15 protein-coding genes are annotated in these 20,795 nt (G+C 63.7%); 14 read left to right on the top strand and 1 reads right to left on the bottom strand.

Annotation, left to right across the window (positions count from 1 at the left end; genetic code table 11):
• Positions 1–3 precede the first annotated feature (3 nt).
• The 6 genes from ACOOHB_RS13140 to ACOOHB_RS13115 all read left to right on the top strand — a co-directional run bounded on the left by ACOOHB_RS13140 (position 4) and on the right by ACOOHB_RS13115 (position 6,782).
• Complete coding sequence (locus ACOOHB_RS13140; RefSeq protein ID WP_420445293.1) at positions 4–1,338, top strand: IS1380 family transposase; 1,335 nt, start codon at positions 4–6, stop codon at positions 1,336–1,338.
• A gap of 335 nt (positions 1,339–1,673) precedes the next feature.
• Positions 1,674–3,023 carry an IS1380 family transposase gene (locus ACOOHB_RS13135; RefSeq protein ID WP_420445292.1) on the top strand — a complete coding sequence of 450 codons (1,350 nt, stop codon included), beginning with the start codon at positions 1,674–1,676 and terminating at the stop codon, positions 3,021–3,023.
• Positions 3,024–3,306: 283 nt separating this feature from the next.
• Positions 3,307–3,999 (top strand): hypothetical protein, encoded by a 693-nt coding sequence (locus ACOOHB_RS13130; RefSeq protein ID WP_420445291.1) that lies wholly within the window; start codon positions 3,307–3,309, stop codon positions 3,997–3,999.
• Positions 4,000–4,119: 120 nt separating this feature from the next.
• On the top strand, positions 4,120–4,740 hold the full coding sequence (locus tag ACOOHB_RS13125; RefSeq protein WP_420445290.1) for a C1 family peptidase: 621 nt from the start codon (positions 4,120–4,122) through the stop codon (positions 4,738–4,740).
• Complete coding sequence (locus ACOOHB_RS13120; RefSeq protein ID WP_420445289.1) at positions 4,740–5,660, top strand: MazG nucleotide pyrophosphohydrolase domain-containing protein; 921 nt, start codon at positions 4,740–4,742, stop codon at positions 5,658–5,660. The genes ACOOHB_RS13125 and ACOOHB_RS13120 overlap by 1 nt, the downstream gene beginning before the upstream one ends.
• A gap of 6 nt (positions 5,661–5,666) precedes the next feature.
• Positions 5,667–6,782 (top strand): restriction endonuclease, encoded by a 1,116-nt coding sequence (locus ACOOHB_RS13115; protein WP_420445288.1) that lies wholly within the window; start codon positions 5,667–5,669, stop codon positions 6,780–6,782.
• A 137-nt stretch (positions 6,783–6,919) separates the two neighbouring features.
• On the opposite strand, the gene ACOOHB_RS13110 is transcribed toward ACOOHB_RS13115, so the two are convergent.
• Positions 6,920–7,222: a hypothetical protein gene (locus tag ACOOHB_RS13110; protein ID WP_420445287.1), complete on the bottom strand. Its 303-nt coding sequence runs from the start codon at positions 7,220–7,222 to the stop codon at positions 6,920–6,922.
• 404 nt (positions 7,223–7,626) lie between these two features.
• Here ACOOHB_RS13110 and ACOOHB_RS13105 point away from each other — a divergent pair, with 404 nt between their 5' ends.
• From ACOOHB_RS13105 to ACOOHB_RS13070, 8 genes are all read left to right on the top strand, one after another.
• Positions 7,627–8,097, top strand: a complete 471-nt coding sequence (locus ACOOHB_RS13105; protein ID WP_420445286.1) for an NYN domain-containing protein — start codon at positions 7,627–7,629, stop codon at positions 8,095–8,097.
• Positions 8,094–10,250, top strand: coding sequence for an N-6 DNA methylase (locus tag ACOOHB_RS13100; RefSeq protein ID WP_420445285.1), 2,157 nt, complete (start codon positions 8,094–8,096; stop codon positions 10,248–10,250). Before ACOOHB_RS13105 ends, ACOOHB_RS13100 begins: the two co-directional genes overlap by 4 nt.
• A gap of 78 nt (positions 10,251–10,328) precedes the next feature.
• On the top strand, positions 10,329–11,885 hold the full coding sequence (locus tag ACOOHB_RS13095) for a type I restriction-modification system subunit M (RefSeq protein WP_420445284.1): 1,557 nt from the start codon (positions 10,329–10,331) through the stop codon (positions 11,883–11,885).
• Positions 11,882–12,475: a restriction endonuclease subunit S gene (locus ACOOHB_RS13090; protein WP_420445283.1), complete on the top strand. Its 594-nt coding sequence runs from the start codon at positions 11,882–11,884 to the stop codon at positions 12,473–12,475. The genes ACOOHB_RS13095 and ACOOHB_RS13090 overlap by 4 nt, the downstream gene beginning before the upstream one ends.
• On the top strand, positions 12,472–15,936 hold the full coding sequence (locus tag ACOOHB_RS13085; protein WP_420445282.1) for a DEAD/DEAH box helicase family protein: 3,465 nt from the start codon (positions 12,472–12,474) through the stop codon (positions 15,934–15,936). The genes ACOOHB_RS13090 and ACOOHB_RS13085 overlap by 4 nt, the downstream gene beginning before the upstream one ends.
• 550 nt (positions 15,937–16,486) lie before the next feature.
• Positions 16,487–17,521 (top strand): DUF262 domain-containing protein, encoded by a 1,035-nt coding sequence (locus ACOOHB_RS13080; protein ID WP_420445281.1) that lies wholly within the window; start codon positions 16,487–16,489, stop codon positions 17,519–17,521.
• Positions 17,522–17,533: 12 nt separating this feature from the next.
• Positions 17,534–18,214: a hypothetical protein gene (locus ACOOHB_RS13075; protein WP_420445280.1), complete on the top strand. Its 681-nt coding sequence runs from the start codon at positions 17,534–17,536 to the stop codon at positions 18,212–18,214.
• Positions 18,215–18,459: 245 nt separating this feature from the next.
• Entirely contained in the window at positions 18,460–20,736 is a 2,277-nt protein-coding gene (locus ACOOHB_RS13070; RefSeq protein WP_420445279.1) for a GmrSD restriction endonuclease domain-containing protein, read from the top strand.
• Positions 20,737–20,795: the final 59 nt, after the last annotated feature.

Genomic DNA, 20,795 nt, shown 5'->3' with positions numbered 1-20,795 from the left:
AGTGTGACAAACGCGCGTCTGGCAGGCGGCGGGGACCGTGTCGTGTGGGGCGCGGGGTTGTTCGCTCTGGGCGGGTTCGCGGACCGTGTCGGGCTGACCGAGGCGCTGTCGGCCGCGGTTCCCCCACGCGGCGAGCGCGCCCCGGTTCATGACCGGGGCCGGGTGCTGGTCCATGCGTTGTTGATGCTGGCCGGCGGCGGTGAGGCGTGCACCGACATCGAGCATCTGCGTGCTCAGCGGGAGATGTTCGGCGACGTCGCGTCGGACTCGACGCTGTACCGCACCCTCACGGGCCTGGGCGCGAGCGGCGCCGCGGCGCTTTTGGGCGCGGCCGCAGCGGTGCGCGAGCCGTTGTGGGCCTCCGCCGACCGCAGCAGGCCGCTGGTGGTCGACATCGACTCGACATTGGTGGAGGTCCACTCGGAGAACAAGGCCGGAGCTGCGCCGCATTACAAGGGCGGGTTCGGGTTCCATCCGATGATCTGCTCCACCGCGCAGGGGGAGCCGCTGTGGCTAAAGCAGCGGCCGGGCAACGCCGCCGCGAACCACATCGGCGATCATCTCGAAGTGCTCGACGCCGCGGTGGCGATGCTGCCCGCGCCTGACGCCGCAGGGCACCGCGAAGGCGACGACCCCGACCTCGTGGAGCGTCCGCTGGTGGTGCGCATCGACACCGGGGGATGCTCAGCGAAACTCGCCGAAGGGCTGCGGGACCGCAGCATCGGCTATGCGATCTCGGCGCGGTCCGCCCCAGCCATCCAAGCCGCGATCCGCGGCGCCTTGGGCGAGCCGGGCCGCTGGCACAACGCCCCAAAGCGCCCCGATCAGCGCAAACGGCGCGGCGCTCAGGTCGCGGAGCTCACCGATCTGGCGGACCTGTCGGGCTGGCCCGAGCGCACCCGGCTCGTGGTGCGCCGCGAGCCGCTGCACCCCGGAGCGCAGCGCAGCCTGTTCCCCAGCGAGAACTTCCGCTACTGGGGGTTCTACACCGACCAGACCGGCCACCCCGCACAGCTGGACAAGCTGATGCGCTCACACGCCGACATCGAGGACGCCGTGCGCCGGCTCAAAGACAGCGGCCTTGCGCGCATGCCGTTCACCGACTGGCACGCGAACAGCACCTGGGCCGCCATGTGCATGACCGGCCTCGCGCTCGTGGGATGGTTCCAAACAGCCTGCCTCACCGGCGCGCTCGCCAAAGCGGCCCCCAAACGGCTCCGCTGGCAGCTATGGCACCTTCCCGCCCTGGTGTGCCACAGCGCACGGCGCGTCCTATTGCGGCTGCCCGAACAGCACCCCGGCGCCCGAGCACTGCTCGCCATCGCCCACCCCCGCTGAACCCCCCAGCCGACCAGTTCCGCGCCACGCCCGCCGCAGCGGGACAGCCCCGCCACGCCCGCACCCCCACCCGGTCCCGCCCGCGCACCAAAACCGAGCCCAACCGCTCCCCCCCGACGGCCCCGCCGACACCCAAACAGCCCCACACCGCCAAACAAGGCCCACAACACGCCAAAAAGACGACCAGCAGAATTCTCATGAATAATCAGGGCTAGCCCTGATTATTCACGAGTCGGGCGGACTGGGTTGTCTGGGTCCGCGGAAAGGCCCCTCTGACCTGCGACGATGCGTGTCTGCAATGAACGCATCCGCGAGTTCAGGGGGGCATCTCCGAGGTGAAACTTAGCAGTGTCACAAACGCGCGTCTGGCAGGCGGCGGGGATCGTGTGGTGTGGGGTGTGGGGCTGTTCGCTTTGGGCGGTTTCGCGGACCGTGTCGGGCTGACCGAGGCGCTGTCGGCCGCGGTGCCCCCACGCGGCGAGCGGGCCCCGGTTCATGACCGGGGCGCGGTGCTGGTCCATGCGTTGTTGATGCTGGCCGGCGGCGGGGAGGCGTGCACCGACATCGAGCATCTGCGTGCTCAGCGGGAGCTGTTCGGCGACGTGGCGTCGGACTCGACGCTGTACCGCACGGTCACGGGCCTGGGCGAGGGCGGCGCCGCGGCGCTGTTGGGCGCGGCCGCAGCGGTGCGCGAGCTGTTGTGGGCCGACCGTGACCGCAGCGCGCCGCTGGTGGTCGATGTCGACTCGACGCTGGTGGAGGTCCACTCGGAGAACAAGGCGGGAGCTGCGCCGCATTACAAGGGCGGGTTCGGGTTCCATCCGATGGTGTGCTCCACTGCGGACGGGGAGCCTCTGTGGATCACCCAGCGGCCCGGCAACGCCGCCGCGAACGACATCGCCGATCATCTCGAGGTGATCGACGCCGCGGTGGCGACGTTGCCCGAGCCCGACGCCGTGGGCCACCGCGAAGGCGACGGCGACAGCCTCGTGGAACGCCCGCTGGTGGTGCGCATCGACGCCGCGGGCTGCTCGCCCAGACTCGCCGCGGCACTGCGGGACCGCAACATCGGCTATGCGGTGTCAGCTCGGTCGGCTCCGGGCGTCCAAGCAGCGATCCGCGGCGGCCTGGGCGACCCGGACCGCTGGCACAACGCCCCAAAGCGGCCCGGCCAGCGCAAGCGGCGCGGTGCTCAGGTCACCGACCTCACCGACCTCGCGGACCTGTCGGGCTGGCCCGGCCGCACCCGGCTGATCGTGCGCCGCGAGCCGCGCCACCCCGGAGCGCAGCGCAGCCTGTTCCCCAGCGAGAACTTCCGATACTGGGGATTCCTGACCGACCAGCAAGGCAGCGCCGTGCAACTGGATCGGCTGATGCGCAGCCACGCCGACGTCGAGAACGCCGTGTGCCGGCTCAAAGACAGCGGCCTGACGCGCATGCCGTTCACCGACTGGCACGCGAACAGCGCCTGGGCCGCCATGTGCATGATCGGCCTCGCGCTCGTCGGCTGGTTCCAGAACGCCTGCCTCACCGGGGCGCTGCGCCGCGCGGCCCCCAAACGGCTCCGCTGGGAGCTGTGGCACCTCCCCGCGCTCGTGTGCCGCACCGCCAGACGCGTCCTTTTGCGCCTGCCCGAACGGCACCCCGGCGCCAAAGCGCTCCTCGCCATCGCCCACCCCCGCTGACCCCCCAGCCAACCGGTCCCGCGCGACGCCTGCCCCCGGGGGGACAGCCCCGCCACGCCCCCAGCGCCGCCCAGCGCCGCCTGAGCGCCACAACCGGGGCCATCGGCTCCCCTGCGACGCTCCCGCCGACGCCCCAACAGCCCCACACCACCAAACCGGGCGCAAAGCACACCGAAAATACGACCAACAGAATTCTCATGAATAATCAGGGCTAAAGGTCAAGCAGTCGATTGGCGCCGGACGCCGACCCGTCGTCGGCGTTGCGGACGTTTGGCCGGTCGACATGGCTTGGCACGGCCAACAGCTCAACGTCCAGACTGATGACGAGATCATTATTTCGTTGCCCGAAGACCGCAGTACCGGCTACAGGTGGTCGATCGCAAGTCCCGACCCGAGCTCACGACGCGCCGCGACACCCCCGCCTCCCCCCTTCGCCGACGACCGCCTCCCGGGATCGGCAGCACTGCCGCTGGCAGAACCGAAGGTGACACCACGCCGCAAGCCCCCGAGTCAAGCCGTTGACCGGGCGCGTCAACCGGCGTCGGCGGAGAAACCGGAGCCGCTTTCGATCGCTGGTGGTCGGGCGGCCGTGGTCGGTGACGTCTACATCGCGGATGGCACCCCTCAGGCAATGACTGACGCGGCCATCCGAAGCCGCCGTCTGGCGAGACTTGGAGCCTCCGAGGCACTGGAGGCTGTGCGGCACGTCCGCGACGAGAAGATCGTCGTCGGCACAGTGGGTCGGCGAGTGCTCGGGATTCGGCTGACGGAGCCAGGCACAACGCAGCTCCGGCTGGTGCTGCGCAACGAGTACGGCGACACTGATCCGGTCGACGAGTACCGAATCACGGCGGCCGTCGAAGCGCGGCGAGAGGCGTTCACCATCGATCAGATCAGTGATGACGACGACTGGACGGAGGCAGCGTTGGAGCGGCGACGTTCGGCTGCCCCGGCATCGGCAGATGATCCTCGCTAGGCGATGGCCAGTTACGACACAAGGCGACAGCACAGCCTCGCTCGGCCGCCAGTCGACTTGAGGCCGTTGCTCGCGCCCGCGATCAATCAAGGAATCCGACCGCTCTGCATCCCCATCGTCGTGACCGCAGCACATGAAGCGTGTCGTACGCAGCCTCCCGAACCGCTCGCACCCGATGCCTTGTGGTCTCGCTGCGTTGCGAACGGAACAGCGTCTCGTCACGGCACAACGCTTGAAGCGGTCAGCGACGCTCTGCGGAAAGATGGCCAGCCCCGTTTGGTGGACTGGCCGTTCAATTCCGCGATCAGACACGAAGCCGATCAGGTCCCCCCGGCGGCCCAGGCCTCCGTCTGGCACCAAGCCGACGTGTCCGTCGCACCAGTGGCTAACGACGGCATCGAGGACGACATCGAAGACCTGCTGGCGGCCGGCCTCGTTGTGGCGTTGATCGTCGAAATCACGACTGAGTTCGAGCAAGCCGCACCCGATGGCGTCATCGAGGTGCCCCCCTTGACGGCGCCGCAGGGTGCCTACCACTCCGTGTTGGTGGTCGGAGCTCGAACGTACGAAGCAAGCCGAGTCCTGCTTGTCCGAAATAGCTGGGGATCCGGATGGGGAGCAGACGGTTATGGCTGGCTGCCCACGGACTACCTCATTGCGTTCGGTGCACTCGCAGGCGCGATTGACCCATCGAGCTTCACAAGCAGCGCACAACCGATCACAAGGAGGAATGGCCCCTGATGACGCACGACTCACTCACTATTGCCGAGTTCCAACGCCGCTCCCAACGAACGGACCACTTTCCAGAGCCCAACGATGAAGGCGGCGACCCCCTGCTGGGTCCGCTACTTGGTCTCGCAGGTGAAGTCGGAACTCTGCTCGCCGCCTACAAGAAGCGCCTGCGAGACGGGGCCGCATACGAGCTCTTCAAGGACAACGTTGCAGAAGAACTCGGGGACATCTTGTGGTACTTGGCCAACGCCGCCGAGAAAGCTGGCCTGTCGCTCGATGAGGTTGCCCGGAGCAACTTGGCCAAGACGTCCGATCGCTGGCCAGCGCGTGGGGACAAATCACCGAGGCAACGGAAGCCGTCAGAACACTTCGACTTCGGACAACCTCGACAACACCAGCTCCCTCGCACCTTCGAGGTGACGATTCATCCCGTGCCCAGCGACGGACCCGAGCCGCAGGTCGAAGTGATCTGGAGGAATAGGCGCGTCGCTGACAGGCTTGGTGACAACACGTACGACGACAGTGGCTACCGGTATCACGATGCGTTCCACCTGGCGAACGCGGCCATCCTGGGATGGTCGCCCGTGGCCCGAAAGATTTTCGACCGTAAGCGTCCAAAGGGAACCAAGACTGATGTCGTCGAGGACGGTGGTCGGGCCATCGTGGTCGAAGAGGCATTCGCCGCATTCATGTTTGAGTACGCCTGCCAGCACAACTACCTCGAGAACGTGCGGCACCTTGACTACAACGCACTCAGAACTTTCCGGATATTCACGGCCGACCTCGAAGTCTCACAGCGCCATCTTTGGGAGGTCGAGGAAGCGGTATTCCAAGGATTCGCCGCATGGCGCCAGCTGCGTGCGAACGACGGAGGTGTTCTGCGGGGTGACCTCGCCGCCAGAAGACTCACCTACTCGCAGTTGCCGTAGCTGTGATTGCTCAAGAAGCCGGCCTCGGCCGAACCTGCGTGTAGGCCAGGGAGGGTGTTCAAGTTTGGCCAAGAGAAAGGCTTCAGGGTGACCGTTGCACGCAATAATCAGGACGTGGCTTCTGAGGAACTTGAGTACTGGCTCTCCGTGGTGACGGGTGAGGTACCGCAGCCGTCCGATGACTTCATCGTGATCGCGTTCCCCACAAACGCTGTCCGCGACGAGTATCTCGTCGACATTTCAAGGCGCGCCGAATCAGAGGTGCGAAGAGTCCTCGCAAGCATGTTGGGAGACTCACGTTCGCTACCCGAGTGGGATGCTCTTCAGCTCGTCGTCCTAGATGCAGCACGCTCCGCCGGCATGCTCCCGTCCGGAGCGGTTGACGACTCACTCGGTTCTCGGCCGCAATTCAGCGATTACCACAGACGTGCCATCTTGGCTGCCGCTGGTGAGTCCAGCGGGCCAACGTGGCCCGGGCTCACATGGGTCCTAGACCTTCTTCCCGGGTCTCCCGACCGTGCCCTGGCAGTCGTGTCTGCCTATCTCCTTGCCCATGCTCAAGTCCTGCCGGACTTGCGCATTACAGGACTCAGCGATGCGGCAGCGATAATTCGATCCCGCTACATCCTCGGCGAGACTGACGCCCACCATCGCGTCCTGAGCACCATCCACTGGCGGGATTTTGAGTTCCTCGTCGCCGCCCTCTACGAGGCGAAGGGCTATGAGGTCGAAGTGACTCGAGCGCAAAAGGACGGGGGTAGGGACGTCATAGCCAGACGCACCGGTGCCGACGCTGAGACTCTCCACATCGCTTGTAGTCGAGGTACCAGCAAGAAAAGCGCCGCCGAGGTGGCCGCCCTCAACGGTCGCCTCGATACCGGCGAGAGGGCGAGTCGCGGAATCTTTGTCAATATTGCCGGTTTCACGGAGCAGGGGCCCGGTACGGCAGCCAAGGTCGCAATGGAGATGCCGCGGATCAACTTGCTTGGGGGAGATGAGCTCCAATGGCAGATGAACGAGCATCTTGGAGCAGACTGGCCATTCAGAGTCGAGAGGATCATCGCTGCAGCTCGTCACGGTCAGCATGCAGCAGAAACGGCCACCTCTGACTGTTCCAGTTAGGGACGTTGTTGACGTCCATTTCATGGTGAGCCTCCCGGGCGGGTGTTGAGCTGTCGGGCCTCACATTTGGCGCAGGAGGCTTTTGATGCACGGTGATGCTCTTACGGTTGTTGAGAGCCGGCTTCGTCGGGACCGAGCTACGTGTGGTGGTTGCGTGCCTTGTAGTACGTGGGACGGCCGATCTTGCGGTAACGGAATGTCGCCGCGGCGTTGTCTGACACCTCCTTGGCGCGGCGAAGCACCGCTAGGCGATGCCGGAGCTTGCTCTGCCCTTTTTGATCTTCCATCAGGATTTCCTCTGCCGGGACGCCCAGAGTGTCGTCAGCCTCGGTCAATTTCCAAACAACGGAACAGCGATGCGGTGGTCCAAACGTGCCTGATCGCAACGAGAACGCCGCCGTCATTGATGAGACGGCGCGGACCAGAATGCGAGCGGCCACGCCGCAGACGCTCGGGCGAGCTGATGGCAGGGGTGTGATCGAATCGGCTGCAGGTCTAATCCACGACGCGGGGCGAAGCTCGTTGAACCGGCCGTTTCGGCTGGCATCACGGAATGACGGCGATGCGTGCCTTGGGCCACCGTTTCACACTTGCATCGGAGCAGCCGAGCCCACCTGGGGTGGGCTCGGCCGCCTCACAGGAGTCACGGCGCGCCCGAGACTCCAGAACGACGCACTGTGGAATGAAGGGGCATTCCGAGCGGACCGTCAAGACATTCTCAGAGCATTCGCAAGGAATCTCCAAAGAATCCTCGAAGAATCGCCAAGACAACACGAAGGAATTGGTGACATGTCACAAAGATATGTGGCATGATGTCACGATATCCGGCCTGTATAGTGGGGCTATGCAGAACAACCAAAACCGCACACTTCACCTAATCGACATCGAGAACCTTGTCGGTTCGCCGGATCCCTCGGCTCGCCAGGTTCGCCAAGTCCGAGATCACTACGAGCCGATGTACGTCCGTTACGGCGACCAGGTTGTGGTCGCGTGCAGTCATCACGCATTCGGCTCGGTCGCGTGGGAGTGGCCTCGGGCACGTCACGTTCCCCGATCTGGCAAGGACGGGGCCGACCTGGCCTTGCTCGGCGTGATCACCGGTGAACGCGTCGCCGAGCGGTTCCAACATGTCATGGTCGCCTCTGGCGACGCGATCTTCGCCGACGCTGTTGCCTGCCTTGGAATGCAGGGTGTCAACGTGACAGTCATCGCGCGACATGAGAGCTTTTCGCGCACCTTGCAACTCGCTTCCCGGCAGCACTTGTTGCTGCCGTGCCTCGATGCCTCGAACGCCGAGCTACCGGAGTCGGCATGAGCGAAGTACGAGGTCGGGTCACCGTTAGCACCCAGCAGATCGCGGAAATCGCGGGAGTCGGACGATCGGCCGTCGGTAATTGGCGAAAGCGTCACTCCAATTTTCCCGTACCGGATTCGAGGGGCGGCTTCGATCTGCGACAGATTGAACGCTGGCTGTTCGAGAACGGGAAGATCGACCGCCCAGTACCTGCAGGTCTCAGGGCATGGTCACTGGCCGACGGCCTGCGGAACTTTCTTGATCCTGACGAGATCACTCAGATGCTCGTCGCGGTACTCATCTATCTCGAAGTCTGCGATGCCACACCTCGATGTCAAGAAGCTCCCACGGCTACCGCCGGTGTGGGGCCGTCGGACTCCTGGGACCAGCTGCGTCAGTTGCCCTCGGCGGAACTTGGCGCAAGATTGCGTTCAGCCGCAGCCAGAATCGAGAGCGAGAATCCCTGCCTTGACGACCTGCTCATCCCAGGCTTTGCGTACGCGTCAACAGCGAATGCTGAACTGCTCAGATCTCTGATCGACAGCCTCGAAGCTGCTACTGACGAGACGACCTCACGCTCTGATCTCTTCGAAGAGGTCTTCAGTCGTGCCCACGGCATCGATCGCTTCCGCGGTGAACACTCCACACCTAGTGATGTCGCGCGCCTGATGGTCCAGTTGGCCGGTGATCGCGGCGGAACTGTGTGTGACCTGGCATGTGGTGAAGGAGGGCTGTTGATGTCGGCGGCGCTCCACAGGGACGGGGATGTGTCGCAAGATGCCCGCCTCATCGGATTCGAGATCAGCGACACTGCATTGAGAATTGCTCGCGCCAGGTTCCTGCTCTCGGGTCTCAGGGCGGAACTGCGGCTTGCCGATGCGTTCCGAGTCCCGCCAGATGAGCTCCCTAGGGCCGATCTCGTCCTTGTCGACCCACCGTTGGCTCAGAAGCACTGGGCAGATGCGGACGTCTACATGGACGATCGGTGGACCTTTGGCGCGCCGTCGCCGAGAAGCGCCGATCTGGCGTGGGTCCAGCTAGCGACTCAGTGCCTTGCCGAGAACGGCCGAGGTGTAGTGCTCACCACCACCGGAGCGGCTGCAGGAAGCGGCAGCGACGCGCGCGTGCGACAAGCCATGCTCGAGGCAGGGGTTGTCCAAGCGGTTGTCGGGCTGCCGAGTCGCTTGCGTGCCAACACCTCGATTCCCCTAGCGCTTTGGGTACTTCGGCCCCCGTCGCCCAACGTCACGTCCGTCCTGCTTGTCGACGCCTCGACGTTGGGCACCACCGGCCGATCACAACATTCCTTCGACCAAAGCGACATCGATCGGGTGGCGGCTGCGTTGCAAGCACACGAGCGCGCCCAGCCAGTCGATTCGGAGATCGCCTGGCCAGTTGACGTCACGGAAGTCATCGAGAACGGAGCGATCTTCGACCCGAAGCGATATCGACCCGCTGTCGAGGTGAATGTGGGCGAGCTTCGCGAACGCGCTGAGGAGATACGAACGTGCCTACCAACCTCGGCTGATGCGGCAGCAGACGCGGTCAGTCGATCTCGTGACTGGGTCCCTCAGGGGGGAGGATTGTGGCAAGCGGAGCCGAACCGTGTCCTCGAGAGCGTGGCGGAGATTCTGCGCGGTACTGCATCACCGAGGCCCCGTGACTCCGAGAATGGTGTGCCTCTATTCGGAACGGCCGAAGTCTCGGCGGGCGACCCCCTTCAGGCGAGGCTCGTTGATCCTGACGATCTCGGAGTGCATCCAGTGCACTTGCAAGCTGGGGACGTCGTTGTGGCGCTAGCGGGCGTTGCAGGGCAGTCAAAGCTCGTGACCGCATACCATGCGGGAGCCGTGCTCGGACGAGAGTGCGCCGTAGTGAGACCCACGAGTCCCGAGCTCACCTCCGTATGGACGTACATCTGGACGCAGTCCACCCCCTTTAGAGAGCAAGTGCTTCGGCACACTGCCGGGACCACGTTGCCGAGGCTGGGCTTCGGGGCACTGCAGTCCTTCAAGATTCCTGTCCCGCCGATGGAAGATCAGCGCAAGGCCGAAGAGCTGTTGCGGGAACTGGACGACGCCATCGTCAGGGTTGACGAGGTGCACTCTCAGCTCAATGAGCTGAGAGAACTCCGACTAGACCTGTTCGTTGCCGACGTCCGGGGCGGCTCGTGAATACCGCGCAAATGCGTACGCATCGGCTGCAGTTCCGCTATCACACCGATTCCACTGGATCGGCCGAAAGGAGAAACCATGGTCACGGGTGAGCTGAAGCGGCAGATCGATGCGGTGTGGAACGACTTCTGGTCGGGGGGCATCTCGAACCCGCTGGAGGTGATGGAGCAGCTCACATACCTGCTGTTCATCAAGGCCCTCGACGAGCAGCAGACGCTGGCAGAGAACAAGGCGAACCACATGGGAGAGCCGATCCCGTCCGAGGACGACATCTTCCCCGAGGGGCAGGAGTTCCGGCCTGAGGGGCGCGTTGAGGGTCGGCCGTACGGCGACCTGCGCTGGTCGAGATTCAAGAACCGCCCTGCCGCTGAGATGTTCGACATCGTCGAGAATTACGTGTTCCCGTTCCTGCAGCAGCGGGCGGGCAAGAGCAGCCACGCCAAGCACATGAGCGGAGCCAAGCTCACGATTCCGACACCGGCCCTGCTGCAGAAGGCGGTGGATGGGCTCGACGCCGTCGAGATGGCCGACCGCGACACCAAAGGCGATGTTTACGAGTACATGCTCTCGAAGATCGCAACGGCAGGCCAGAACGGCCAGTTCCGCACGCCGAGGCACATCATCCAGCTGATGGTCGAGATGATGGCGCCCCAGCCCGACGACGTGATCTGCGACCCCGCGAGCGGCACGTGTGGATTCCTGGTCGGAGCCGGGGAGTACATCCGCCGCGAGCACCCGAGCGCTCTTACGCGTCCCGCCGCAGCGAAGCACTTCCACAATGGGATGTTCTCCGGCTACGACTTCGACAGCACGATGCTCCGCATTGGGTCGATGAACATGCAGCTCCACGGGGTGCAGAACCCGAACGTCAGCTACCGCGACTCGCTCGCCGAGGACCACGCCGCCGACGCCGAGGCCTACAGCCTGATCCTCGCCAACCCGCCTTTCGCTGGGTCGCTGGACTACGAGGGCACTGCCAAGGGACTCCTTCAGGTCGTCAGGACCAAGAAGACCGAGCTGCTGTTTGTGTCGTTGTTCCTGCGGTTGCTGAGGCCTGGCGGCCGTGCTGCGGTCATCGTTCCCGACGGTGTGCTATTCGGTTCGACCAAAGCGCACAAGGAGCTTCGCCGGATCTTGGTCGAGGACCAGAAGTTGGATGGCATCGTGTCGCTGCCCGCAGGTGTGTTCAAGCCGTACTCGGCAGTATCCACGGCGATTTTGCTGTTCACCAAAACGAACTCCGGCGGCACCGACCTCGTCTGGTTCTACGACCTGCATGCCGATGGCTACAGTCTTGACGACAAGCGTGATCGGCTGCTCGATGAGACCGAGTTCGGCGCTCTCGTCGAGGGCCTGACAGAGGACGAGCACGAGAAGAACAATTTGCCCGATGCGCTCGCCCGCTGGCGTGAGCGCAGCGGCTCGGAGTTGGAGCGGGCGGTGTCTGAGCAGTCTTTCTGCATCCCGAGGGCCCAAATAGCATCCAACGACTACGACCTCAACCTCAATCGGTACCAGGAGATCGTTTACGACGCGATCGAATACTCGTCTCCGGTTGGGATGCTCGACGAGTTGTCCGAGCTTGAGAACGACATCTTGGCGGGCGTTGAAGACCTGAAAGCGCTGCTGGCATGACAGGGCGCGTTCCGGTACATGAACTCGCCGCCCAGATCCGAGGCGTGACATACAAGGCGGCTGAGGCTTCGACGACACCTCAGAGCGGCACAGTTGGGGTAGTTCGTGCTGGGAACATTGTCGACGGCGAGTTGAAGATCGATGATCTCGTGTTCGTGCCTGCTCTCAGAGTGAGCAAGGACCAATGGCTCAAGAAAGGCGATGTTCTGATCGCGACATCGAGCGGAAGTCTCGATGTCGTTGGGAAGGCTGCGCGCATTCGCCGCGACGAGGGAGTCGCTTTTGGGGCATTTTGTAAGGTCTTGAGGCCTGGCCCACAAATCGACTCCGGCTACTTCGCTCATTTCTTCCAGACGAAACCCTACCGACAGTACGTGTCGCGGGTCGCGGCAGGCTCCAACATCAACAACCTCAAGAAGGGCGACCTCGACAACATCGAGATCCCGTTGCCGCCGATCGAGGAGCAGCGACGCATTGCGGCAATATTGGACGGGGCCGAGGCACTCCGAGAGTTGCATTTCGAGGCAATCAGGATTATTGACATCCTCTACGGTGGACTTTCACAGAGGGCGTTTCGGGGTGAGCTGTGAGCGAGTCACAGTTCTCGTTCCTCGAAGCTGAGTTCAGGCCGGAGTTCGAGTCGGCGTCGCGGGCCGAGGGGTACTCACTGTCGGATCCGGGCGCCTCGGTCATCTATGCGCGCAAGTGCCTCGAATCCGCCGTCCGGTGGGTGTACCAGCATGACCGGGCGCTCCCGGTGCCGTACGACGACAAGCTCAACGCGCGGCTGAATGAGCCGGCATTCAAGACGTTGGAGGGCGGCAGGGTCTTCAACGTGGCGTGCAAGATCCAGCGGGCCGGGAATCGTGCCGTCCACGAGTCGAAGGCGCCGTCGAGGCTGGAGGCGGTCGAGATCGTCTCGGCGCTGTTCCAGTTCTGCTCTTGGCTGGCGTTCACCTACGGCCGTTCGGCGAAGCCAGATCCGGCAGTGCGCTTCAACCCGCACAAGCTGCTCGATGCTGGCAAGGCCGAGCAGGCGTCGCTGCGGGAGCGCCAGGAGCTTGAGCAACGGCTGGAGTGGGAAACCGCAGAGCATGCCGCCGCTCAGGTGCGGCTGGAAGAATCCACACGCACCGCCGAGGAGCTGAACGCCGAACTGGCGAAGCTGCGGGCAGAGGTCGCCGCGGCGAAGAAGAAGGCGGCCGAGACGGTCCCGCCGGAGGCGTTCGACTGGTCTGAGGCCGAGACCCGCAAGTTCAAGATCGACGCCCTGCTGGCGGAAGCCGGCTGGACCGGTCTCGTCGAAGGCCGAGACACCGAGTACGAGGTGCACGGGATGCCCTCGGAATCGGGCGTCGGCTATGCGGACTATGTGCTGTGGGGTGCCGACGGGCTGCCGTTGGCCGTGGTGGAGGCCAAGAAGGCGCTGGCCGATCCGAAGATCGGCATGGAGCAGGCGAAGCTCTACGCCAAGTGCCTGGAGGACGAGACGGGTCAGCGGCCGCTCATCTATTGCAGCAACGGCTACGAGCACTGGCTGTGGGACGACACCCAGTACCCGGCCCGGCGAGTGCAAGGGTTCTGCACCCGCGACGAGCTGGCAGTGCTCATCCAGCGGCGCACAGTCCGCACGTCGCTGGCATCACTCGACGCCGGCGAGCAGATCGTCGACCGCCACTACCAGCGGCGAGCGATCAGCGCCATCGCCGAGCATTTCGAGATCGGCAAGCAGCGCAAGGCATTGCTGGTGATGGCCACCGGTGCGGGCAAGACCCGCACGGTGATCGCTCTGGTGGATCTGCTGATGCGCGCCGGCTGGGTGAAGCGAGTGCTGTTCCTGGCTGATCGCACGGCGCTCGTGAATCAGGCGGTGAACGCCTTCAAGACCCACCTGCCTGACTCGGCGCCGGTGAACCTGGTGACCGAGGGCAACGTGGACGGCCGGGTGTACGTGTCGACCTACCAGACGATGGTCGGCAAGATCGACGAGTACCGGGCCGACGGGACCCGCCGGTTCGGTGTGGGGCACTTCGACCTGGTGGTGATCGACGAGGCGCACCGCTCGGTGTATCGCAAGTACCGGGGCATCTTCGAGTACTTCGACTCGCTGTTGATGGGCCTGACCGCCACCCCCAAGGACGAGGTCGACAAGAACACCTACGACCTGTTCGACCTGGAGACAGGCGTGCCCACCGACGCCTACTCGCTGGACGACGCCATCAAGGACGGGTTCTTGGTGCCGCCCCAGAGCGTGTCAGTGCAGCTCAAGTTCGTGCGCGAAGGCATCCGGTACGACGACCTGAGCGAAGACGAGAAGGACGACTGGGACGAGCTGGACTGGGGCACCGACGATGAAGGCAGCCCCCTGGCGCCGCCCGAGGCGGTCGACCCCGCCGAGCTCAACAAGTGGCTCTTCAACAAGGACACCGTCGATCGGGTGCTCGAGTATCTGATGACCGAGGGCGTCAAGGTGGCCGGCGGCGACCGGCTGGGCAAGACGATCATCTTCGCGAAGAACCAGAAGCACGCCGAGTTCATCAAGGAGCGCTTCGACGCCAACTACCCGTCGCTGGATGCCGGGAACTTCGCCCGGGTCATCACCCACAAGGTGAAGTACGGCCAGAGCCTGATCGACGACTTCTCTAACAAGGCGAAGGCGCCGCACATCGCGATCAGCGTGGACATGCTGGACACCGGCATCGACGTGCCCGAGGTCGTCAACTTGGTGTTCTTCAAGCTGGTGCGGTCGAAGACCAAGTTCTGGCAGATGCTCGGCCGGGGGACCCGGCTGTGTGAGGACCTGTTCGGGCCCGACGAGCACAAGACGCACTTCAACGTGTTCGACTTCTGCGGGAACCTTGAGTACTTCAGCCAGCCGCTGGTGCCGGCGGAGAAGTCGAGCGGCAAGTCGCTCAGCGAGATCCTGTTCAGCGCACGGCTGGAGTTGCTGCAGAAGCTCGATTCGGTGGCGGCGCTCGGCGACGAGCGGGCTGAGATCGCAGCCACGCTGCACCGGACCGTGGAGTCGATGAACCCCGACAACTTCTTGGTGCGCCCCCACTTGGAGCTGGTGGAGCGGTTCAGCTCGCTTGAAGCGTGGGAGACGGCCTCGCTGGCGGACTTGGCTCAGCTCAATGAGCGGGTGGCCAAGCTGCCCGACCAGCTCGATGCCGACAGCGAGGACGCCAAGCGCTTCGACGTGGTGATGCTGAATGCGCAATTGGGCCTGCTGCGGCGTGAGCCGTTCGAGCGGCAGCGCAGGCGGATCATTCGTGTGGCGTCCGCGCTGGCGGACCTCGGAACGGCGATTCCCGTGGTGGCTCAGCAGAAGGGGCTGATTGACGACATCCAGACCGACGAGTGGTGGGCCGACGTCACCTACCCGATGCTCGAGGACGCCCGCAAGCGGCTCCGCAACCTGGTGCAGCTCATCGCGCACACCAACAAGAACGTGCTCTACAGCGATTTTGCCGATGAGCTCGGCGGGGCCAGCGTGATCAAGCTGCCTGGTACCGGCGGGCCCGGTGGTGACGGTGATGCTGGTGGCGGCGACGATGCCGGCAGCGGTGGTGGCGGTGGCGAGTTCGCCCAGTTCCGCAAGAAGGCACAGCACTTCCTGAAGGAGAACCTGGCCGAGGATGTTGTGGCCAAGGTCCGCAGCGGCGAGCCGTTGACGCTGGTCGATATGGGCGCTTTGCAGCGTGTGCTGGTGGCCGCCGGCATCGGCGACGACGACACCTTCGCCGAGGCGTCAAAGCGTGCCGGCAGCTTCGGGCTGTTCATCCGCTCGCTGGTAGGGCTCGATCGGGCCGCCGCGAAGCGTGCCTTCGCCAAGTTCCTCGACGACAAGCGCTACAGCGTCAACCAGATCCGCTTCGTCGAGTTGGTGATCGACTACCTCACCGAGCACGGCACCGTCGAGGAACGCCGCGTCTACGAGTCGCCCTTCATCAGCGTGGCCCCCGAGGGACCCGACGCCATCTTCGCATCCGACGATGTCGATGAGTTCTTCGAGATCGTCAAGCACCTCCGCAACACCGCCGTCGTCTGACCGACCGGCGCCGAGGCTGGGGCTGTCGGAAGATCGTCTATCGGGCCGTGATCGTCTTGTCGGATGTGGTCGGCGACCTGCTCGGTGGTTGACAAGTTGAGACTGACGCCTGAGAAGGTGCGGCTGCGAGTATGCCGTGTCGAGATCGACGGTGGTGATCGTCCTGGGGCGACGTCTGCCGAGCTTGCTTGGACTAAGAATCTTGAACGTAAGAGGCGGGAGCTACGGCGGGGGAGCGAGATTCTGTTAGCGGCGCCGGCTTTCTTTGGGGCGGAGTTCTACCGCTAGTCCCAGTCGTAGCGGCGTTTATCGACGCTCACCGGCTCCGGTTCGTGTCGAGCCGATTTGCGCTGCGCTGCGTAAGCACGGCACCGAGAGCGCCTCCGCCATAGCGGCATCGCCTTGACGATGACCGTCTACCAGCACGTCGTTTCCAACATGCAGACCAAGGCAGCCGTGACGTTCGGCGCGGTGGTGTTCGGAAGGTAACTACCGGCGCTATCACCACTCATCCCTAGACTTGCGGTGACACCGGAGAGCGAGGCTGGAATTGACTGAGCTACGTGAGCAACTGAACTCCGAGCGCCTGAAGGTTGACGTCGACTACTCCGACATCACTGTCCGCGAGCTCCGGCGCATGCTTGAGGCTGACGAGCTGAACGCCGCACCTGCGTACCAGCGGAAGTTCCGCTGGAGTGAGGAGGCTGAATCCCGACTCATCGAGTCATTCTTGCTGGGCCTCCCGGTGCCTTCCATATTTGTGGCAACGAACGAGGACTTCACTTGGGAAGTTGTCGATGGTTTGCAGCGTCTCTCCACCCTCGTGCACTTCATCGGAGACTCGGAGAAGCTTCTTGAGCAAGTGGGTAAGGAGAAGCCTCTTCGCTTGAAGGGTTTGGAAAAGCTCACGGAGCTGAACGGCGTCGACTTCGAGGGTCTCGATGACGATGTCAAGCTCTATTTCATGCGCCGGACGCTCCGCGTGACAGCGCTTTCCGACAAGAGCGACCTCCAAGTTCGATTCGATCTCTTTGAGCGGCTGAACAGGGGTGCAGTCTCACTGACGCCCCAAGAAGTCCGTGCCTGCATCTATCGCGGCGAATTCAACGATCTGCTTAACGAGCTGGCCGAGAATATGAAGTTTCGAGAGGTCGTCAAGCTCAAGTCAAATAGTGAGAACGACGGCACGCGGGAAGAACTTGTGCTGAAGTTCTTCGCATACCTGAACCACCGCTCCGAGTTCAAGCAGTGGGTGACACGGTTCCTGAACGACTACATGGCGCAGGCAACGAGAAGCTTCGACCTTGACGAAGCCCGCGCGATCTTCGGGGCAACCGCCGACCATCTCCATGAGGTCCTTGGCGGTGAACCCTTCCTCCGGAAGAACACCTACGTGACGCCGCTCAACCAACTCGAAGCCGTGTTTGTGGGAATCGCCGAGGTGATCCAATCTGGCGATAGCCCCGGTAGCCCACCTGATGGGTGGCAGGACGACTACGAACTCGTGCGCACCAGCACGAAGGGCACGAATACCGTGGCGAACGTGCGGGGTCGTATCGAGCGCGCACGTCAGCTCTTCTCGTAGCGCCGGCACCCCATGAGCATTGTTGATGCACTGGACCGTGTGTGTCGTCGCCTCGACGAGATACGTGCATGTGTCCGCTGGGCCGAGGCCATTGTTCGCGAAGGTGGCTCGGATGCAGAGCGGCGGGCGTCCAACGAGATTCGCGCCGCGAGCTTCATCGCAGCATGTGGGGCGATGGAGCAGTTCTTTCGAGCGTTTGTCGAGTGGCTGTGCGGCGAGATCGGACAGTCGGGGTTGCGGTACGTAGAAATCAGGCTCAGTCTGCACTCGATCGCTTCCTCGGGCGATTTCCGATCTCTTCAGTCGCTGCGTGAGCGCGACCCCATGTTCGGCCGACGAATGGACCTGCTGAATCGAACAGTGAGTACGAAGAGCTGTTCCCTGAAAGTACCGCGCGATGAGCTCGGATTGGGCGGCGAAACCATCCGGCCTGGCCAGGTCAGCAACGTATGGGCGGTCTTTGGGCTGCCGGGTTCAGGATTCGAAGACCTGGGGCAGGAAGTCGCGATGCGAGTGTTAGCGGACAGCCGCAACGACTACGCACACGGCAGAGTCGACATCAGTACTTTCCTCGCCCACCCGGAATGCGAGCCGAGCCGATTCTTGGACCGAATCTCGGCCCTCGAAGAATGGTGCTTTCACTGCTGGAGCGCCGGCCTTGAGTACCTCGACAGTCAGGGTTACCGTCGCTAATCCACAGCACCGCGTGGCGCAGAAAAACGTCCCGTGCCGAATCGTCCGTTAGTAGTGGGGGTCCCTGCGTTACGCGCAGGCGTGATGTTGGATTCATGCTGCCGGTTTGCGTCGGTGTTGAGTCTCGAACTCTTTGCTGCCTCGACCGGACCGAGCGCATCGTGATTGACTAGCGGACGGTCAAATTGGGCTCTTGCGCACGTTGGCGCCCCGCCACGTTGCGTTGCTTGGTGGATGAGGTGAACATGACGTCGACGCTGTATCGGGATACGGGCTACTCGCTCACGCATCTGGTCGAGGACATCAAGCACGGCAACATCGCGCTGCCAGACATCCAGCGCCCGTTCGTCTGGTCTGCAACGAAGGCGCGGGACCTGTTCGACTCGCTCTACCGGGGGTACCCGGTCGGCACGCTGATGTTCTGGGAGACCGGTGCCGATGTCGGCACACGGCAGGTGGGCGGTGGCGAGAACGAGAAGGTGGCCAAGCTTCTGATCGTTGACGGCCAGCAACGGCTCACGTCGTTGTTCGCAGTGCTGACCGGACAGTCCGTGTTGACGAAGACCTTTGAGGAGCGGCGGATCCGAATCGCCTTCCGCCCCGAGGACGAGACGTTCGAAGTGACTGATGCGGCCATCGAGCGCGACCCCGAGTTCATCCCCGACATCACAGCGCTGTGGGATGACGGCTATCGCCCGACGGTGCGCAAGTTCCTCGCACGGCTCGTCGAGGGGCGTGGCACCACTCTCAGCGAAGAGGAGGAGGATGCCCTCGAGGACTGCATTGACAGGGTTTACGATCTGCGCAACTTTCGCTTCCAGGTCATCGAACTCAATTCGGGGGCGGATGAGGAGCAGGTCGCTGAGATCTTCGTCCGCACCAACTCCGAGGGCGTCAAGCTCAACCAAGCCGACTTCATCCTCACCCTTATGTCCGTCCACTGGGAGAAGGGACGTCAACAGCTTGAGCAGTTCTGCCGGGACGCCGTCGATGTGGCAGTGAGGGGGCCGTCGCCTCGGAACTCGTTCATCGACCCGGGCCCCGACCAGCTGCTGCGTGCTGGAGTCGGCTTGGCCTTCCGTCGAGGCAGGTTGCAGCACGTCTACAGCATCCTGCGCGGCAAAGACCTCGAAACCGGCGACGTCTCGACTGAGCGCCGTGCCGCACAGTTCGATGAGCTTCGGCGCGCACAGGACGACGTTCTCGACCTGACGAATTGGCACGAGTTCTTGAAGTGCCTCACCCACGCGGGCTTCAGAAGCCGGCGCATGGTGACCTCAGAGAACGCGCTCATCTACACCTACGTGCTCTGGCTCATCGGCAAGCGCGACTTTGGTCTCGAATTGAAGACGCTGCGCGGTGTGATCGCCCGTTGGTTCTTCATGGCTCACACGACCGGCCGCTACACGTCCTCACCGGAGAGCCAGATCGAAGCCGACCTCGGCCGCGTGGCGGCGTTGCGTCCCGGCCACGGCGAAGCCTTCTGTGCCGAGCTGGATCGCCTGGTGCGCGCCAACTTCACGCGTGACTACTGGGAGATTTCGTTGCCGAACCGGCTCGACACCTCGTCGGCGCGGTCGCCAGTGCTGTTCGCCTACTGGGCAGCGCTCAATCTGCTCGATGCGGAGCTGCTGTTCAGCGACCTGAGGATCCGGGAGCTGCTTGACTCGAACGTCTCAGCGCCACGGTCGATCGAGCGACACCATCTCTTCCCGAGGGCGTACTTGAGCGCTCGGGAGATCACGAATACTCGGCAGGTCAACGCGATCGCAAACATGGCGTTCCTCGACTGGCCCGAGAACGCGACCATCAGTGCCGAGGACCCATTGGACTACTGGTCAGCGATGACCAGCTCGATGGATGCGGGCCGCTTGCAACGGCATCGGTACTGGCATGCATTGCCCATCGGGTGGGAACAGCTGGAGTACCCAACGTTCCTTGAACGGCGGCGCGACCTGATCGCGCAAGTGGTGCATGACGGTTTCAATCGCTTGTGGGACGAGGATCCGGGGGATGAGGCGTCGTCGGGGCTTGCCGACCTGCTCGCCGTCGGTGAGTCGCAGACGGTTGAATACAAGTCGACGGCGCGGTGGAACCTCCGCACGGAACAGGCTGACAAGAAACTCGAGCACGTCATCACCAAGACTGTGTGCGGATTCCTGAACGCCGAGGGCGGGACACTGTTGATCGGTGTCGATGACGCCGGCCAGGTGCTCGGCCTTCGGGACGACATGGCCACGCTCGGTGACAGAGCGTCACGCGACGGATACGAGCTGTTGCTACGTCAGCGGCTGGACAACGACTTGTCGATCCCGACTGCGGGCGTTGTCAAGATCCGATTCGAACGGATTCATGGCGCTGACGTTTGCCTAGTTTCTGTGGCCGCGAGCGGCAAACCGGTCTTTGCTCGCCCGAGGGATGGCGGATCGGCTCAGACCGAGTTCTGGGTACGGGTTGGCAACGCAACGAAGCAGCTGCATGGCGAGGACATGCTGGAGTACCAGTCGGGCCACTGGGGTTGAGCGTGACATCAGCGATGCTCGCCGTGCGTGGTGTAACGGTTTGCACTGCGGAGACAGCG

It is taken from the genome of Candidatus Poriferisodalis sp. (assembly GCF_965215815.1).
Taxonomy (GTDB): Bacteria; Actinomycetota; Acidimicrobiia; order Acidimicrobiales; family Poriferisodalaceae; genus Poriferisodalis.
The sequence above is the reverse complement of the archived record's forward strand: the minus strand, read 5'-3'. Positions and strand labels throughout refer to the sequence as shown.

What these genes read in the sequence shown, in the direction of transcription:
- ACOOHB_RS13095 (WP_420445284.1), top strand. Translation starts at nt 10,329, where the DNA reads ATGGTCACGGGTGAGCTGAAGCGGCAGATCGATGCGGTGTGGAACGAC.
- ACOOHB_RS13075 (WP_420445280.1), top strand. Translation starts at nt 17,534, where the DNA reads ATGAGCATTGTTGATGCACTGGACCGTGTGTGTCGTCGCCTCGACGAG.
- ACOOHB_RS13100 (WP_420445285.1), top strand. Translation starts at nt 8,094, where the DNA reads ATGAGCGAAGTACGAGGTCGGGTCACCGTTAGCACCCAGCAGATCGCG.
- ACOOHB_RS13105 (WP_420445286.1), top strand. Translation starts at nt 7,627, where the DNA reads ATGCAGAACAACCAAAACCGCACACTTCACCTAATCGACATCGAGAAC.
- ACOOHB_RS13120 (WP_420445289.1), top strand. Translation starts at nt 4,740, where the DNA reads ATGACGCACGACTCACTCACTATTGCCGAGTTCCAACGCCGCTCCCAA.
- ACOOHB_RS13130 (WP_420445291.1), top strand. Translation starts at nt 3,307, where the DNA reads ATGGCTTGGCACGGCCAACAGCTCAACGTCCAGACTGATGACGAGATC.
- ACOOHB_RS13070 (WP_420445279.1), top strand. Translation starts at nt 18,460, where the DNA reads ATGACGTCGACGCTGTATCGGGATACGGGCTACTCGCTCACGCATCTG.
- ACOOHB_RS13090 (WP_420445283.1), top strand. Translation starts at nt 11,882, where the DNA reads ATGACAGGGCGCGTTCCGGTACATGAACTCGCCGCCCAGATCCGAGGC.